The 16,815-nt window shown below is 60.6% G+C and carries 12 protein-coding genes and 1 other RNA gene; 9 read left to right on the top strand and 4 right to left on the bottom strand.

Annotated features, from left to right (window positions below; translation table 11 throughout):
- Positions 1–18: 18 nt before the first annotated feature.
- Complete coding sequence (locus tag C1719_RS13100) at positions 19–2,382, top strand: molybdopterin-containing oxidoreductase family protein (RefSeq protein WP_245874523.1); 2,364 nt, start codon at positions 19–21, stop codon at positions 2,380–2,382.
- 40 nt (positions 2,383–2,422) lie between these two features.
- Here C1719_RS13100 and C1719_RS13095 read toward each other — a convergent pair whose 3' ends face one another.
- On the bottom strand, positions 2,423–3,505 hold the full coding sequence (locus C1719_RS13095; protein ID WP_102375515.1) for an acyltransferase family protein: 1,083 nt from the start codon (positions 3,503–3,505) through the stop codon (positions 2,423–2,425).
- Positions 3,498–4,589, bottom strand: coding sequence for a D-alanine--D-alanine ligase family protein (locus tag C1719_RS13090; RefSeq protein ID WP_102375514.1), 1,092 nt, complete (start codon positions 4,587–4,589; stop codon positions 3,498–3,500). Before C1719_RS13090 ends, C1719_RS13095 begins: the two co-directional genes overlap by 8 nt.
- A 405-nt stretch (positions 4,590–4,994) precedes the next feature.
- On the opposite strand from C1719_RS13090, the gene C1719_RS13085 reads away from it, so the two are divergent.
- On the top strand, positions 4,995–5,321 hold the full coding sequence (locus C1719_RS13085; RefSeq protein WP_102375513.1) for a hypothetical protein: 327 nt from the start codon (positions 4,995–4,997) through the stop codon (positions 5,319–5,321).
- Between the two features lie 547 nt (positions 5,322–5,868).
- Here C1719_RS13085 and C1719_RS13080 read toward each other — a convergent pair.
- Entirely contained in the window at positions 5,869–7,278 is a 1,410-nt protein-coding gene (locus tag C1719_RS13080; protein ID WP_180963605.1) for a helix-turn-helix transcriptional regulator, read from the bottom strand.
- 295 nt (positions 7,279–7,573) lie between these two features.
- On the opposite strand from C1719_RS13080, the gene C1719_RS13075 reads away from it, so the two are divergent.
- Positions 7,574–9,187 carry an FAD-dependent oxidoreductase gene (locus C1719_RS13075; protein WP_102375511.1) on the top strand — a complete coding sequence of 538 codons (1,614 nt, stop codon included), beginning with the start codon at positions 7,574–7,576 and terminating at the stop codon, positions 9,185–9,187.
- Positions 9,188–9,341: 154 nt separating this feature from the next.
- Here C1719_RS13075 and C1719_RS13070 read toward each other — a convergent pair whose 3' ends face one another.
- A complete protein-coding gene (locus C1719_RS13070) occupies positions 9,342–10,700 on the bottom strand; it encodes a response regulator transcription factor (RefSeq protein ID WP_180963604.1) in 1,359 nt (452 codons plus the stop codon).
- 193 nt (positions 10,701–10,893) lie between these two features.
- Here C1719_RS13070 and C1719_RS13065 point away from each other — a divergent pair, with 193 nt between their 5' ends.
- From C1719_RS13065 to C1719_RS13040, 6 genes are all read left to right on the top strand, one after another.
- Positions 10,894–12,504: an FAD-binding protein gene (locus tag C1719_RS13065; RefSeq protein ID WP_102375509.1), complete on the top strand. Its 1,611-nt coding sequence runs from the start codon at positions 10,894–10,896 to the stop codon at positions 12,502–12,504.
- 200 nt (positions 12,505–12,704) lie between these two features.
- A complete protein-coding gene (locus C1719_RS13060) occupies positions 12,705–13,385 on the top strand; it encodes a DNA-3-methyladenine glycosylase family protein (RefSeq protein WP_102375508.1) in 681 nt (226 codons plus the stop codon).
- A 123-nt stretch (positions 13,386–13,508) separates the two neighbouring features.
- Positions 13,509–13,602: signal recognition particle sRNA small type (gene ffs, locus C1719_RS13055), an RNA gene on the top strand.
- Between the two features lie 44 nt (positions 13,603–13,646).
- Positions 13,647–14,297 (top strand): VTT domain-containing protein, encoded by a 651-nt coding sequence (locus tag C1719_RS13050; RefSeq protein WP_102375507.1) that lies wholly within the window; start codon positions 13,647–13,649, stop codon positions 14,295–14,297.
- Position 14,298: 1 nt separating this feature from the next.
- The gene (gene dnaX / locus C1719_RS13045) at positions 14,299–16,443 is read left to right on the top strand and encodes a DNA polymerase III subunit gamma/tau (RefSeq protein WP_102375506.1); all 2,145 of its coding nucleotides are present in this window, start codon (positions 14,299–14,301) and stop codon (positions 16,441–16,443) included.
- 54 nt (positions 16,444–16,497) lie between these two features.
- Positions 16,498–16,806 carry a YbaB/EbfC family nucleoid-associated protein gene (locus tag C1719_RS13040; RefSeq protein ID WP_102375505.1) on the top strand — a complete coding sequence of 103 codons (309 nt, stop codon included), beginning with the start codon at positions 16,498–16,500 and terminating at the stop codon, positions 16,804–16,806.
- The last annotated feature ends 9 nt before the right edge of the window (positions 16,807–16,815 follow it).

Raw genomic sequence — 16,815 nt, 5'->3', positions numbered from 1 at the left:
TAAGGAAGGAGTACGGTTATGACAATGGCTCAGACGTGGAAAAGTGACGAGGGGGAGCTGATCAGGGTTCGCACCTGCGGTTGGTCGCCTCCGGGGGATCATCCGGTAGGATGCGGGATGTTCATCTACACCGACAAGGACGGCAAGTTCGTGAAGGTCGAGGGCGACCCCGACCACCCGATCAGCCAGGGGCGCCTGTGCCCGCGGTGCCTTGCGATGAAAGACTTCCTTGAAAGTCCCGACCGCATCAAATACCCCATGAAGCGCGCCAAGGAAGACCGCGGCAAGGATACGTGGGAGCGTATCACCTGGGACGAGGCGCTCGATATCCTGGAAGCCGAGGTTCGCAAGATATGGGCTGATTACGGCCCCGAGACCATCTACCTGTTTCAGGGAACCGGCCGCGAAGCGACGCTGTACGCTCCTCCGATGGCCCAGGCCTGCTTCAAGACGCCGAACTGCTCGTTTTCCATGAGCGGCGGATCGTGCTACGGACCGCGTACGGTCGTTGCCGACTTCCTTCTGGGCGCGGGCTATCCCGAGCTTGACTATGCGGCCTATTTCCCGGATCGCTACGACGATCCGCGCTACGAGGTGCCGAAGTACATCATCCTTTGGGGCAAGAGCCCGCTGCAGTCCAACCCCGACGGCTTCTACGGCCACGCCATCGTGGACCTCATGAAGCGCGGCTCCAAGCTCATCGTGATCGATCCGCGCCTGACCTGGCTTGGATCGCGCGCCGAGTACCACCTGCAGCTGCGCCCCGGCACCGATGCCGCTATCGGCCTTGCCATGCTCAACGTTGTTTTGGGCGAGGACCTCTACGACCACGAGTTCTGCGAGAACTGGGTGTTCGGGGTTGACGATCTTGCCGAGCGCGTGGCCGACAAAACGCCCGAGTGGGCAGAAGAGATCACCTGGGTCCCCGCCGACGTGATCCGCGGCGCAGCCCGCGCGTTCGCCACCAACGCCCCCTCGTCGATCATGTGGGGACTTGCCATCGACACGCAGCAGAACGGCGCGCAGGCGGGCCAATCGCTGCTCGCGCTTGCTGCGATCTGCGGCTACATGGACGTTCCCGGCGGCATCACGCTGTCTTTGCCCTCGAGCTTCATGGGACGGTGGCGTTTCGAGACCGCGCAGTTCGTCGAGCCCGAAACCATGGCGAAGCGCATCGACGCGAAAGAGGACCATCCGGCATACGCATGCGGGCCGTTCGCTCATCCCGACGAGGTGCTTACCGTCATGGAGACCGAGGAGCCCTACGCATTCCACATGGCTTACTTCTACGCGACCAACCCGATTTCGCCAACGGTGTACGCGGAACCCGAGCGCTGGTACAACGCGCTTATGAAGATGGATTTCAACGCAGCTCAGGACTGCTTCATGACGCCCACCATCATGGGCCTGTGCGATCTCGTGCTGCCGGTCAGCGGGTTCGCCGAGCACGATGGCGTGGTGCTCCCGCACTTCGGGCGCAACACCCACTTCCTCGGCGCCATGAACGCCGCGCTCGATCCCGGCGAGGCGAGGTCGGATATCGAGATCGACATGCTCGTGGGCAAGCGCCTCAACCCCGAGGCGTGGCCATGGGAGACCGCTGAGGAGTTCTTCAACGCGCAGATTCGCACGCAGTACGATTGGGATTTCAACGATTTGCGCGACATGGGCGTGTATCAGCAGAACTTCGAGTACCGCAAGTACGAGAAGGGGCTGCTGCGTCCCGACGGCGAACCCGGCTTCAACACGCCGACGGGTATGATCGAGGTGTGCTCGTCGATCTACGACGACTTCGGCGAGGACGAGCTTCCCTACTTCATGGAGCCGGCGATGAGCCCCTACAGCACGCCCGATCTGTACGAGGAGTACCCGCTCGTGCTCACCACCGGCGGCCGCGACTTCGTCTCGTTCCATTCGGAGCACCGTCAGCTGCCCACGCTGCGAAACATCACGCCCGATCCGCTCGTCACCATCAACCCGAAGACCGCTGAGAAATACGGCATCAAGGCGGGCGACTTCGTGTGCATCGAGAATCCGCTGGGCAAGTGCGTCGAGCGGGCCCGCATCTCCAACGAGGTGCCCGAGCGCGTTATCCATGCCACGCATGGCTGGTGGTATCCCGAAGAGGACGGCGAGTTCCCGAATCTGTTCGGCACGTGGAAATCGAACGTCAACAAGCTTATCCCGATGTACAAGGTCGGCAAGCTCGGCTACGGCGCGCCGTACAAGAACGTGCTTGCGAAGATATACAAGGTTGACGGCTACGAGGCGGGCAACTCGGATCCAGCGGCATACGTGGCGCCTGCGAGCCGTGGACCCGAAAGCATGACGGCCGGAAGCCCCGCTGCGCTGAGCTACGAAGCCAAACACGACGGTGAATAGAAAGCGAGGTGAGACGATCGNCGGCCTCCCGTCTCGGGCTTTACCGCAAGCGCCGCCCCGCGTCGTTTGCGCCGTGCGCGCCACATGGCGCTCCGGCTGCCGAAAGCCGCCGCCGTCTCCAGGCGGCCTTCGCCTTTACCGCCGCAAGCGAAAGCGCGAGCGAAACCAGGCATACCGCCGCGAAGAAGACGAGCGAGTTGCCTACAACGATATCGGTTAGGCCGCATGCCTTCGCAGCGCCGCGCACGAGCACGATGCACAGCGGGTGCAGGATGTAGATCCACAGCGAGAGGCTGCGCGCCCAGGAGGCGTTGAGCCGCAGGGGCGTCCGTGCGAGTACGACGATCAGGAAATACGTTGCGGGAGCGAGCATGAGGTACATGCTATCGTGGCGGTCGAGGCCGAGCCCGTGTACGAGGGCTCCTTCGGCTACGAGCAGCGCAGCGGACGCGAGCAAGCCCGCGCATCGGATGCCCTCGTTGCCCGACCCGGAGACCTGCTTCGATGCGATGACTCCGATAAGCAGGAAGAGCGGCGCGAAAAGAACGCCGTTGCGGGTATGGGGCGATACCGAAAACACGACGTCGTAGAAGCTTCGCAGCGCATCCGCCTGAGAGGCCAAGCCGTAATAGCTATCGCCGAGCATGCCGACGAGGTACAGTGCTGCTGCGATCGCCAGCGAGATTCTCATTCCGAACCGATCGAGCAGAAGCGCAACGAGCACGCAGCCGAGGATGGAAGCAGGGAAGTACCACAGATGGTAGAACGTGCCCTCGAATACGAGGGCTTGTACGGCGGAAAACAGCGAGTCGGGCAGATTGCCCGCATACGCGGTGATCGGCAGGTACAGCAATGTGGCGATTGCATAGAGGGTGGCGAGTTTCCCAAGTTGCGAGCGAAACGACCTGCTTGCGAGGATGGAGCCCGCACGATGCCGTCCGAGTACGAAGAATCCCGTGGTGGCCAAGAAGAACGGCACGGCGATGCGCCCGAGCGTGTAGGTGACGATATCGTCGAGTGCGGGGTCGATCGAGGCGAACGGCGCTGTATGGATGGCGATGACGAGAAACGCCGCCACCATTCGGAAGAGGTCGATCGCCTGATAAGCGCGACGCTCAGGCATAGGCGAGCAGGCGGGCGTCGGAGGGTTCCTGCGCCGTTGTGAGCGCTTCCTCGATTGCGATGTTGAGCACCTCTTCGAGCGATAGGCCTGCCGCCTTGAGCATCGAGGGGAAGCGGCTGTGGGCGGTGAAGCCGGGGATCGTATTGGCCTCGTTGAAGAGCAGCCGGCCATCGTTTGCGAGGAAGAAATCGATGCGCGCGAACCCTGTGCACCCAAGAGCACGGAACAGGCGCATCGCCGCACGCTTCACGCGTTGCGCATCGCGTTCGGCTATGCGGGCGGGTACGATGATGTTGGCTGTTTCGCACGAGTACTTTTCGGCGTAATCGAACACCGTGCCGTTGAGCTCTATCTCATCGGGTTCTCCCACGATGAGGGTGCGGCCCGATTCGAGCACCGCGCAGCCGATTTCCGAACCGTCGATCTCTCGCTCGAGGATGGCTTCCGAATCGTAGGCGAAGGCGTCGGCGAGGGCTCGGGCCAGGGAGTCGGGCGATTCTACACGGCTGAGCCCCATGGAAGACCCTTCGCGCGGGGGTTTTACGAACAGGGGGTACCCGATTCGCTGCGCAATGTGGTGCATTTCGAGTTTGCTCATGCTGATATCGACGAGCGCTCCTTCGGGCACGCTGATGCCTTCGGCTGTGGCGATGCGATGGGAAACGGTCTTGTCCATGCAGACCGCCGATCCCGTAACGCCGCAGCCGACGATAGGGATGCCGGCAAGCTGCAGGGCGCCCTGCACGCTTCCGTCTTCGCCGTTGCGGCCGTGGAGGATCGGCAGCGCGGCATCGAGACGTACGAGCGACCCCGTAGAGAGGTCGATCAGGCCGCGCGCTTCCCGTCCGAACGGCAGCGCAACGGGCGTGCATCGCGCTGTTTCGAGCCAGGAGTCGTTCTCGATCGACTGAACGTCGCCATCGTAGCGATGCCAACCGCCTGAACGGTCGATTCCGATGGCAACTACGTCGAACCGCCCAGGGTCGATGTTCTGCATAACGGCAGCTGCCGAGTGGAGCGATACGGGATACTCGTTCGAGCATCCTCCGAACAAGATTCCGATGGTGGCTTTCGTTGCGCCCATGTTGTTCCTTTCAGGATCGCAGAAATGAAACGCGCAGGTCGCGTTCTCCCAGTGCGCGATCCAAGGCTGAAACGACTCGCTTTTCGCGCTGCCGAACCTGTGTGCCCGCGTGTTCAGGCTACCCTGAAGCGTGCTTAAGAGTCTCGAAACAATCGTCAACGAAAACCTTAAGGAGCTTTAAATTATTCTGAAGGGCGCAGGAGGCGGTTCTCGTTGCGCAGTTGCGGGTGAATCTTCGCGGTCTTCGCCGCGTGCTGTTTGCCGCTCTCCCTTTTGTCACGCGACCGTCACCGCTTTGATACCGTGCGTCGGTTGATCGGGAGCTTCGGGTTGCTGATACTTGGAGGCAACTAAAAGCGCTTCGGGCGCATGCTCCGAGCGATGCAGCGCGTGGAAGGAAGAGATATGGAAGCAGCACACCGCACGAATAGGGAACCGTCGATCGAACTTGGCGATACCGAGCCGGTCGATGCCATCGAGATGGCGGCCGACGAGCTTTCGACCGGCGCCGGCGCCGAAGAAACCGAGTCTAAGAGAGATGCTCCCACCGACCGCGAGATCGACGAGGCCATTGCCGAGCTCGAGGACCGTGCGCGGGAGATAGAACGGGGCGCCGAGATCGACGAGGCGATAGTCGAGCTCGAAGAGCGTGCGGAAGAGATTTCGCGCGGGGACAACGCCGATATCCAATTGGAAGTGGACCCCGACTGCTGCTCTCCTTCGCGCGAATAGAGAACAAAGGCAAGCGGGCGTGTTGCCTCGACTCCGACTTGGCATCTTTGAGGTGTCGGCGCGAACCAGCGAAGGGCTTTCGGGGCTTGTGGGCTGGATCGAAACGAAGTTCCTGTTGAGTCAAGGCGTCCAGCAGGAACCGGTTTTCACGGCGAAGTTGGTGTAGCGCTGGCCATCTGTCTTGTATCGCGCTGCGCATTTGGCAGCCCGACTTCGGCGCTGCAGCTTTCGTGTCCCAATCTGCGATTTTTTGCCGAAAAGGGCCGATCTGAAGGGATCCGACCGGCTTCGGGGCTTGTTTCGCAACCCTCGCGGAGCGTCGTTGCGGGTCGTTGGGGCAATTCCGGATTTCCCCCATTTTGATCAGGCCTTTCGGTGGGTACGAAAAGGCCTTGGGACAATGGGGTGGAAGCTGCGGGATCCACGCCTTCAGATCGGCCCTTTTCGGCAAAAAATCGCAGATTGCCTTCTAATTATGGGTTTTGCGGTGGCGATGACTGGGATGAATCGCTAGCGAGCTATCCTGTCGGGCAGCTTGAGGGCGCCCCTACCGCAGTTCCTCGACCATCTCGACCACGTCTTCGCGTGCGTGCACGTCGAGCTTGGCGTAGATATGGCGGATGTGGCTTTTCGCGGTTCCGTTCGATATGACCAGCGTCTCTTCGACTTCCGCGATGCTTTTGTCCTGAGCGAGCAGTACGAGCACCTCCTCTTCGCGCTGGGTCAACCCGAAGCGATGCGCTATGACAGAGCATTTTCCCTGCAGCGTTTCGTAGAATTCTTCGACGGCGCCGCTTCTCTTGGGCGGCAGCGGGTTGATGCCCCAAGTGCTTGTGAAATCTCTGTCGGAAAGAAACAGCATAGCGCACGCGGCGATGAGCACGATCGTGCAGCCGCCGAGAACCATCTTGTCGGCAAGGCCCATCGAGGCGAGCCACGAGTACCCGTATGCCGCAAGGGTGCTTGCGAGCACGCGGAATGCTCGGGTGAGTCCGAAGAGCCAGATGGCTGTTACGCCGTAGGTGTATGAGATGTTGCTCAGCACGATGAGGGTGAGGATGACGAATCCGGAAAACCCTGCGTTGATGAGCACGTTCCCGATCCCGTCGAACCCGGTGAAAAACGAGATGAGCAAAAAACCGGAGATCATGAGCGCGGGCGTGATCTTGTAGAGCATGCGGGCGTCGAATCGATCAAACAGAAACACGTTGCAGATCAGCACGACGGCGGCGATGAACAGCATGCCCAGCATGCCGACATCGTTCGAATCGAAGCTCATCGATCTGCTGAGCGTAGAAGCGAACGCGTAGACGGCGAGCAGCACCGAAGGTCGTATGGGAAACGTCCAGTGCGAATCGGCGCTCTCCTTCACCTCTTCGTCCTGGTCGGGAAGCAGCCGCAGACTCAGCGAAAACATCGCCATCGAAACGACGGGCAATAGTGCGACTACCGTCATCTGCATATAGGCGTCGAGCAGGGCGACTCCGTAGAACAGCACGGCGGCCAGCATGAACGACGCCGAGTAGAAGATGCTCGCCTCGCGCCGCGGCAGGCTGGCGTAAAGCTCGCTCCAAAGCAGGATCAAAAGCGATGTGCCCGATCCGATGAGCGCATTGCCGATTATGAAGAGGGGTAGTTCGGCTGCGGCTGCGAGAGGGGCAAGCGAAGCCAAGATCGTTCCGAAAAGCGAAAACGCTCCCGCCGCCAATGAGAATCCGCGCTTGGTGGAAATGGGGGCTATTCTTCGGGCGAATACGGCGGCAAGGATAAGACAGACGAGGTTGGCGAGGTTCGAAAGGACGAGCGAGTCGAGCGCCCGGTCTGACGTTTCGAAGATGCCTGTCGAGAAGTGGATGGTGAACAGCCAGGCAAGGTAAACGCCGACGCCGAGGAATCGCAGGGGGAACAGATTGGCTTTGCCCAAAAGCGGTTCTCTATCGGTTGACGTGCCGCCCATGGCTCCTCCTCTCGAATGCATCCCGCCGCGATTATAGCAAGCGGGGGCGCCTTGGTTCCGCGCGGTTTCCAGCCGAATCACGCCCGATCTTTTCTTCGCCTCCCTCCGACGAGGGGAAACGTTGAGGGATGATAAAGATCATCCCTCGATATCCCGTGATCACCCGCCTTCTCTTCTCGCGTTCCGGTGCTTTCGCCAGCACAATAACCGCGCCGCAGCAGATCGGGCGATTGCCTGTGCTGTGGCCGACGGAAACGGGAGGGCGGCGCGGGCCGCCGAAGAGAAAGGGTTTGTCATGGGAAGCAAACATAGTTCGCAGTTGAGCAGGCGCAGCTTTCTCGCTTTGGGAGGAGCATCTGCCGCGGCGATTGCAGCATCATCGCTGATAGGCTGCTCCCCGTCCATTGAAGCACAGGGCGAGGCGGTGCCGTCTGCCGGCGGAGCTTCGAGCGGGAGCGCCTACGCCAACGGCCGGGTGAGCGCGCAGGAGCTGGAAGCGTCGTCGGTTGTGGCCGATCCCATCGAGGAGTTTTCCGAAGAGCTGAACTTCGATGTCGTTGTCGTTGGCGCTGGGACGACTGGCGTGCCTGCGGCGCTCGCCGCGCACGAGGCGGGGGCGAAGGTCGCCGTGCTGCAGAAAGAGGCGAACCCGGTTGCGCAGGGCATGCTCGCCGCACGCGTCGTCAAAGACCAAAGCACCGAGGCTGGCATCGCGGCCTACATTCATGAAATGCATGAGTTCAACGCCCATCAGCCCGATATGGCCCTTTTGAAGGAATTTGCCGACAAGTCGCAGGAGGTGCTTGAATGGTACGAGAACAGGCTTGCTGAGATAGGATTCGATGCAAGCAAGGAAAGCGATTCGATGGACCATGTGTACGAGGACGGAAACTGCTACGTGAAGGGCCTTCTGTTTCCCGATAGCATGCAGGCTCCGACGACGGCGCTCGCCGAGCAGGCGGCAGGCGAAGGTGTCGAATTCTTCTACAATACCCCCGCAGTGCAGCTTGTTGTCGAAAACGGCGCCGTGACGGGCGTTGTCGGCAAGGCCGAAGACGGAACGTACAAAAAGTTCGCAGCGTCGAAGGGCGTGATTTTGGCGACAGGTGATTTTCAGAACAACGACGCCATGCTTGAAAAGTACGTTCCCGACGCGCTCGTGTTCAACCGCAAGCAGATCAACAAGACGGGCGACGGCCATCTGATCGGCCTTTTGGCGGGAGCAGTCATGGAGCCCGGCGGCCACAGCAAGATGATCCACGGCGGCAAAGGGTGTTTCCGCGAAGAGCCCCTGTTGGCGGTCAACGTAAACGGTGAGCGCTTCATGTACGAAGACGTTCCGTACGGCGCGCGCAACACGATTCTGCGCGATCAGCCCGAGCACCGCATGGTGACCATCTTCGATGCGAACTACTCCGATCAGATATACGGGTGGGGAAGCGATCCGACGGTGCCGACCGTCGCAAACGGTACGCCCGAAAAGATCGCCGGATTCGTAGAGGATGGCACGCTTCTGCAGGCGGACAGCATCGAGGAGCTGGCGAAGGCCGCCGGGCTTCCGGTTGATGCGACCGTCGCGACCGTTGAGCGCTACAACGAGCTGTGCGAGCTGGGGGCCGACCTCGATTTCGGGAAGGCATCCAAGTACATGCAGCCTGTCGATACTCCGCCGTTCTACGCAATGCCGCGCGAGTACGCCGTGTCGGCCATCCCCGCAGGGCTTCTGATCGACGTGAACGGCCAGTGCAAGAACGCCGACGGCGAACCTATCGAGGGCTTGTTCGCGGCGGGCAACTGCTCGGGCCCGTTTTACGGGGCGATCGATTACTCGCTTTCGACCATGGGTCTTTCGGTCGGACGCTGCATAGTGTTCGGGTACCTGACGGGCAAGCACGTGGCTGAGAAATAGGGGCTCGGGAATCGGTTTCGTTCAAGCGAAAGGCGGACGGGTGTGCGGCCGTCCGCCTTTCTGCGTTTGTGCGGAGATTTACGGAACGGGTGGGCCTCCTTTTCAAGGCATCTGCCTTTCGGTGAAAAGCGAAACGGTATTGCCAGTCGACTTGCTACGGCCGTTTCACACGCTCGATGAGCTCCTGTTTCCCTGCGACGCCGAACTTCTCGTATACATGGCGGGCATGGGTTTTCACGGTGCTGTGCGACAACACGAACTCCTTTTCTATGGCCGGCAGGCTATATCCCTGTACGAGCAATTGAAACACATCGTTCTCACGGGGAGTCAATCCGTGCTCTTCGGCCAATGCGGCAAAGTGATCTTCCTGTCCTTTCTCCCATGAAGGGAACTGCTTCGCGGCGAGGCGCTTTGCGCTGTTGCGGTAGAGCAAAAGCGCAACAGCGAGGGTATAGACGATTATCAGAACCAATGCGGTAAGCGACAGTGTTCCCTGGTTGACCTGCACTTCGAAGAAAAACGCGAGGGGAGCAGCCAAAAGGAGAAGCAGGTTGAGCGCCGTCCACCCGCCGACGAGCACGATAAACGGGTCGGCTTTCTTGGAGTTTGCGATCTCGGGCAGGATGAGCCATATCAGTACGTAAAAGAACGTCCAGCTTGATTCGACGAGCGCCACGGCGATCGTCGCGACCATTCCCTCGCGGCCCGGCAGAAGAAGCAGTCCGAGCAGGGTAAGGAAGAACAAGGGGATGATCATCTGCTGGGCGTTCGGCGCGAATCGAACGCGCGAGAGGTACAGAAGAAGCAGGATCATGCCGCCAACGCGGATTGCCGCCGCCGCAACGGATTGTGCCGTTTCGTCGACAGCGGGGAAGTTGAAGAATACGAGAATCCTGAAAAGCATGGCATAGCTCGCCATGAGCACAATCAATTCCCATGGAATGGAAGCAAGGCTGCGGCGGGTGTCGAGCGCCTTTCCTTCCGAGGTCTCTTCGGCGTTATCGCCGCCATCTTGCGGCGTAAGGAAAAGCGGCAGGACACTGCCGCAGGCGATGGCGAGAAAGCATACGGCTCTCATTTCGGGGGGCAGCATGCTCATGGCGGTGAAGATGAACACTGCAAGAAGCGCCGCAAAGGCGATGGAGCGATTTCGGTGGGATTTCTCAAGCGAGGCGAGGTATTCCGCCCAACAGAGGAGTATCCACGCATGGGCTATCCCAATCAAGCATTGCGCGGCGAAATAGACCGGTAGGCTGTAGGCGTAATAGAAGGTAAGAATGAAGCCGATAAGGAGCGCTGCTCCGTTGGCGGCCAGCATGGTGCGCAATCGGAGAAAGCGAAGGCCCCGCAATGCCAGGGCGAGCGCAACGAAGAGGACGGCTACCGAAAGGATCCGGGCGATCCAAAGGCTGAAAACGGGGAATGCGTTGATCTCCGCCTCCCATAAAGAGTAAGAGGGCGTCTGCCGAAGAAGGCCGAGCGTTGCAAGCTGGCAGCAGAAAAATAGCGGCAAGGCCGTTGTTTCAAAAGCTTTTGATCTGGCCTTTTCCACCATCTCGTCCTTTTAGGTCAATACGAAAACGTTTCCGGATTCTCCGATTCAACCCCTTTGGGCCGATGCCCGATCACGCTGTCGCTGCAACGATGCAAATGACGGCGATGCCGTCGAATCGGTTAATGGGAATACTACCAAAGGGGATGATCTTATGAGCATCACACGAAGAAATTTTCTCAAAGGCGCCGCCATCGGCGGTGTGGGCATGGCTTCAGCGGGTTTGCTTGCGGGCTGCGCCGGTCAAGCGAGCGGAAGCGGCGAGGCTTCGCGTGCGGAGGACGCTCAGCCGTCGAAAGTCAGTGTGCTCGGCTCGATGGAGCCGGCCGACGAAACGTTTGAAGGCGATGTTGTTGTACTGGGATGCGGCCCTGGCGGAATAGCGTGTTCCGCCCGGTTGGCGGAAAGCGGAGCGAAGGTTCATATCGTCGAGAAAACCGAAAACATCGGCGGGACGGGTATGGTTTGCTCGGGCAACTGCTACATTTCCCTCAACAGCGAATACCAGCTTGAACAAGGACTCGAGGCCGATATCCCGGCGTTTTACAAGGAGTGGCTCGAAGCGGTTCACTACCATTGCGATCATGAGGTGCTGAGCACGTATCTGCGCAATTGCGGCCGTGTAGTCGATTGGCTGCGCGGATACGGTTTTGGGTTCTACATGAAGGAAACTCCCCCGACCAATGGACTGTCGGGCAACGAGTATCGCATCTCGCAGCCGCCGAAAGACGACGACAACCGAAAGGAAACATACGGGAAGATGGTCGAAGTCGTTACCGCTGCCGGGGGAGCCATGCATACGGGATGCACGGGCCAGGAACTCATTGTGGACGACGCCGGCACCGTTGTCGGCCTTCGTGCCGCACAGGGTTCGAAGACCATCGATTTCATGGGCAAGGCCGTCGTGCTGGCTTCGGGAGGCTACGGTGCGAACCAGGATATGATCAACGAGCTATGCTCGGTGCCTTTGCTCGGGCGCGATCCGGTGTTGAACAATGGCGAAGGGGCTTTGATGGCGTGGGCGGCCGGCGCGGCAAAGCCGTGGAACCTCGGCATTCTCTGCTGCGATACGCTCTATCCCATCGACGAGAACTACGTATCGTATCCGGGAGGCGTTCAGGCGCTGGGCAACGTTATGCAGGACCCCGCGAAAGGTCGCATGCATGTCAGCCAATTCGGCAAGCGTTTCCATTCGGAAGATGCGTTTTGCTGGGTTCCCACGTACGGCGGCGCGAACGGAGTGGCTTACGATGAGCCATGGCTGTTCGTCATCGCCGATCAGTCTGCGATCGATAGCCTGAAAGAAGCCGATCCCGATACGGTCAGCGATGCATATCTGGCATCCATGAAAGACTCCGGCGTATTGTTCGAGGGCGCTACCCCTGAAGCGCTTGCGGAGGCTGTCGGGTGGGATCCCGAAACGTTCGCTGCAGAGTTCGAGGCGTATGCCAAGCTGTGCGAGGCCGGGGAGGATCCGGTTTTCTTCAAGGACGCCCAGTACCTCGTGCCGTATGGTGATGGGCCGTACTACGCCGTGCGCATGGCGCCCACGCCGTTCGGCACGTGCGGGGATTTGAGCGTGACGCCGAAGATGCAGGTGAAAGCCTCTGAGCCTGGGCGAACGGTGAGCGGACTGTATGCGGTTGGAACCGAATCGGTGGGAACCATGCACAACGACTATTACTGGGCGCTTGGGCAGACGGTTGGCTGGGCGCATACTTCGGGCGTTCTGGCCGCCGAAGAGATTGCGGCTAGCGTTTTGTAGCGCATCGGAATTCTAGCGCGCATATCATAGCGCCGGGGGCTTGATGCGGCTCCCGGCGTGCGCTTTTAGCGGTGTCCCTCGAATCGGTTCGACACCGTTCTCTTCCGAGGCGGTTTCGGTTCGTTCATTTTTGCCGCCCATCATGTACAATGATAATGTGAAACACGCACGGGTGTTCTATATCGGCGAAAGGCGGCTTCATGGAGACGCGCTACTTCGAATACGGCGACGAAGAGCTTGCTTACCTCAAGGCGAAAGACAAGCGCCTGGCCGAGGTCATCGAGCGGATCGGCCCCATCAAGCGCGAAGTGCATGTCGACGTGTTCGAGTCTCTGATCGATTCCATCGTTTCGCAGCAGATATCGGGCAAGGCGGCTCAGACGGTATGGGGCCGCATGGTCGAGGGCCTCGGCGCGATTACGCCCGAAGGCATCGCGTCGGCTTCCATCGAAGAGCTGCAGAAGTTCGGTATGACGTTTTCGAAGGCGCGCTACATTCGCAATGCGGGCGAGAAGGTTGCGGCAGGCGCGCTCGACCTCGAGGCGCTGCACACCAAATCCGACGAGGAGGTGTGCCGCGACCTCTGCGCTCTCGACGGCATCGGCGTATGGACGGCCGAGATGCTCATGATCTTCTCGCTCCAGCGCAAGGACGTTTTGAGCTTCGGTGATCTCGGCATTCAGAAGGGGATGCGCATGGTGCATCACCATCGAAGGATCCCGCGCGACCTGTTCGAGAAGTACCGCCGCCGTTATTCGCCGTACAACAGCATCGCGAGCCTGTACTTCTGGGAGGTCGCGGGCGGCGCGATCGAAAGCATGAAAGACTACGCGCCGAAGGCGAAGAAGAAGCAGGCGAAGGGAATCGCGAAAACGCAGTGAGCCGACCCTGGGCGTCTGTCCGGATGCTCTGGGGTCTGTGTGAATTTGGTTGCTTCGGCGGTTGATGCGCAGGCGCTTGCGGCGGGTTCGTCTATACTGGTCTGGTTCAAGATCGAGTATCTCGAATGGGCTAGGGCGGCGCCAAGTTCTGAACCTGGTCAGGTCCGGGAGGAAGCAGCCATAAGGGACCGCTGACGAGCGCCCTTGCCTATTCGGGATACTTGCATGTTCGACGTTGTACGCGCGATGCGATAGGTTGCAATGGAAATCATCCAGTTCTTCATCGACCTGCTCCAAGACCCTCGTAGCTTCATTGCGGAATGGATATCGAGCCTCGGTCCCCTTGGTGCATACGGCCCCATCTTCCTCATCATCTTCATCGAGACCGGCGTGGTCATCATGCCGTTTCTGCCGGGTGATTCGCTTCTGTTCACGGCAGGCTTCTTCGCTGCCGACGGGCAAGGGCTGAACCTGGCCATTCTGCTGCCCGTGGTGTGGGTGGCCGCCATCGTCGGCGACCAGTGCAACTACTGGATCGGCCGCGAGTTCGGCAGGCGCATCATCGATTCGGGGCGCGTCAAATCGATGACTCCTGAACGCATCGAGAAGACAGAGGCCATGCTCGACAAATACGGTCCGCTTGCCATCTTCCTCGGCAGATTCTTCCCGTTCATCCGCACGTTCGTACCGTTTTTCGCCGGTATGGGACGCATGCATTACAGGAAATTCTTCCTCTTCAACGTGCTCGGCGGCATCGTCTGGTCGTCGGTGTTCACGCTGCTCGGTTACTTTTTCGGAGGCATTCCCGTCGTGCAGGAGCACTTCGAGCTCGTGATCGTGGCGATCGTGCTCATCTCGCTTATCCCCGCAGTCGGCGGCGTGCTCAAGGCGAAGTTCGGAAAGAAGCGATAACATGGCAGAGGCACTGTACAGGAAATACCGCCCCCAGATCTTCGAGGATGTGGTGGGGCAGGAGCATATCGAGCGCACGATCAAAAACGCGATCGAACAGGACAAGGTCAGTCATGCGTATCTGTTCACCGGACCGCGCGGTACGGGCAAAACAACTACGGCGCGCCTGCTTGCCAAAGCGCTTCTGTGCGAGAAGGGGCCGACGGCTGAGCCGGACGGCACCTGCACGAACTGCACGGAAATCGCCAACGGCACGCATCCTGACGTCTACGAGCTCGACGCGGCGAGCCGCACGGGCGTCGAGAACGTTCGCGAGGAGATCATAGGACGCGTGCAGTTCGCGCCGACCCGCGGGCGCAGCAAGGTTTACATCATCGACGAGGTCCACATGCTCTCGACGGCCGCGTTCAACGCTCTTTTGAAGACGCTCGAGGAGCCGCCGTCGCACGTCGTGTTCATCTTGTGCACGACTGATCCGCAGAAGGTTCCCGAAACCATCCATTCGCGCTGCCAGCGCTTCGATTTTCGCCGCATTTCCTCCGAGGCCATCGTATCGCGTCTCGGCGCCATCTGCGTGGCCGAGGATGTAGAGTTCGAAGGCGATGCGCTCGATCTCATCGCGTACCGCGCCGAAGGCGGGATGCGCAACGCGCTCACTTCGCTCGAGCAGGTCATCGCGTTCGGCGAAGGCAAGGTTACGCTCGAGAATGCCGAGCGCTTGCTCGGATCGCTCGATACCAACGACATGGCGGAGATCGTCCGCTTCGTGGGTGCGCGCGATATCGCATCGTGCTTTACGTGGACGGCCGAATACATTGAAACGGGTGCGGATCTAGCGCAGTTTACCCGCGATCTAGCCGAACACATTCGCAACATGTACGTGCTCGCGCTTGCGGGCGCCGATACGGCGCTCGAGGTGAGCGAAGCGACCCGCCGGGAACTCGTCAGCGAGATGGAATTGTTCGGGCCCGACCGTCTGGCGAGGCTGCTCGGCGTTCTCGGCGATCTGTCCGCCGAGCTCAAGACGTCGACCAATCCGCGCCTTTCCTTCGAGATTGCGCTCACGCGCATGGTTCGTCCCGACTCCGATCTTACGCTCGAGTCGCTCGCCGAGCGCATCGAGGCGCTCGAATCGGGCTATTCCGCAGTTGCTCACGTCGTCTCGTCGTCTGCCCCGGCTCAAGCCGCTGCCGCGCCGGCGGCGCCTGCGGTTCAGCAGGTTGCGGCAAGCGCCGCTCGCATTGCGCAGCCGCAGCAGGCTCCCGAGCAAGCTGTCGCGTCAGCCCAGCCTGCTGCCATCCCCGCAGCGGCCGAGCCCGTTTCTGCGTTCGACCCTGCTGGCGACGAATCGGCTGCCGCTTCTGCGCCTGCGGCCGAGGCTTCCGCGGAAAGCCGAGGCGCTCCGGCAAGCGGTCTCGATAACCCTGCGGCCCTGCAGCGAATCTGGCAGGCGGCGCTTTCTTCCATCAAAAAGGCCAAAGCCGCTTACGGCGTGCTTTTCCTCAATACGAAAGCCGTGTACGACGCCGAGAGCGGCGGTATCATCATCGAATTCCAGACCGAGAACGCCTTTGCGTACAACGCCGTGCAGAAGCCGGAAGTGTTCGAGGTGGTGAAAGCGGCGCTCGACCAGGCGGCGGGCACCGAGGTTCCGTTCCGCTATGCACAGGGCAAGGGCGCAGCCGCTGCGCCTGGCGCTGCGCAGGCGAGCGCTCCTCAGCCTTTGGCTTCGTCGAGCGTGCAGCCCGTCGCATCCGCAAGCCATCAGCAGCCGCGGCCTTCGGCGGGTCAAGCCAGCGCGGCGGCGGTCGCTCCCGCCGTCCCCATTGCGGCGAAAAGCGCCGCTGCGTCCCCGCCGGCATACGGTGCGCCCGAACCCGATCTGCCCCCGATCGATGCCTACGACGACGTGTACGTTGCCCCTGATGCGGATGACGCGCCTGTGGCGGCAGCCTTTTCGTCGGCGTCTTCGGCATCTCCAGCGTCCGGTTCGACATCTGCCGCGCCCCAACCGGCGCAGCCCTCTTCGCCTCCCGTGCAAGAGGCTGTTCCGAAACAGGGCGGCGCGTCTGCGGGGGAGGGCGATATAGAATCGATTCTCGCGGCGGGATTCGGCGAGGGGTTCACCATCGAGGAAGTTGATTAGCCCGGCTCGCGCGGCGGAGCCGGTGGCAAGCGATAACGACGAAGGAGTACCGCAATGGATATGAAGAAGATGATGAAGCAGGCTCAGAAGATGCAGATGGAGCTTGCCCGTGCGCAGGACGAGATCAAGGATATGACCTTCGAGGCCACTGCCGGAGGCGGCATGGTGAAGGCCGTGGCACTCGGCGACATGACGATCAAGAGCATCGAAATCGACAAAGATGCCGTCGATCCCGAGGATGTCGAAATGCTCGAGGATATGGTTCTCGCTGCGGTGAACGAAGCGCTGCGGGGAGTCGGCGAGGCAAGTTCGTCTCGCTTGAATTCCATCACGGGCGGCATGAACATCCCCGGCTTGATGTAGGAAACGCGT

This window comes from Raoultibacter massiliensis (genome assembly GCF_900199545.1).
In the GTDB taxonomy this organism is placed as follows: Bacteria; Actinomycetota; Coriobacteriia; order Coriobacteriales; family Eggerthellaceae; genus Raoultibacter; species Raoultibacter massiliensis.
Note: the sequence above shows the minus strand (reverse complement) of the source record. Positions and strands in the feature narration are given on the sequence as shown.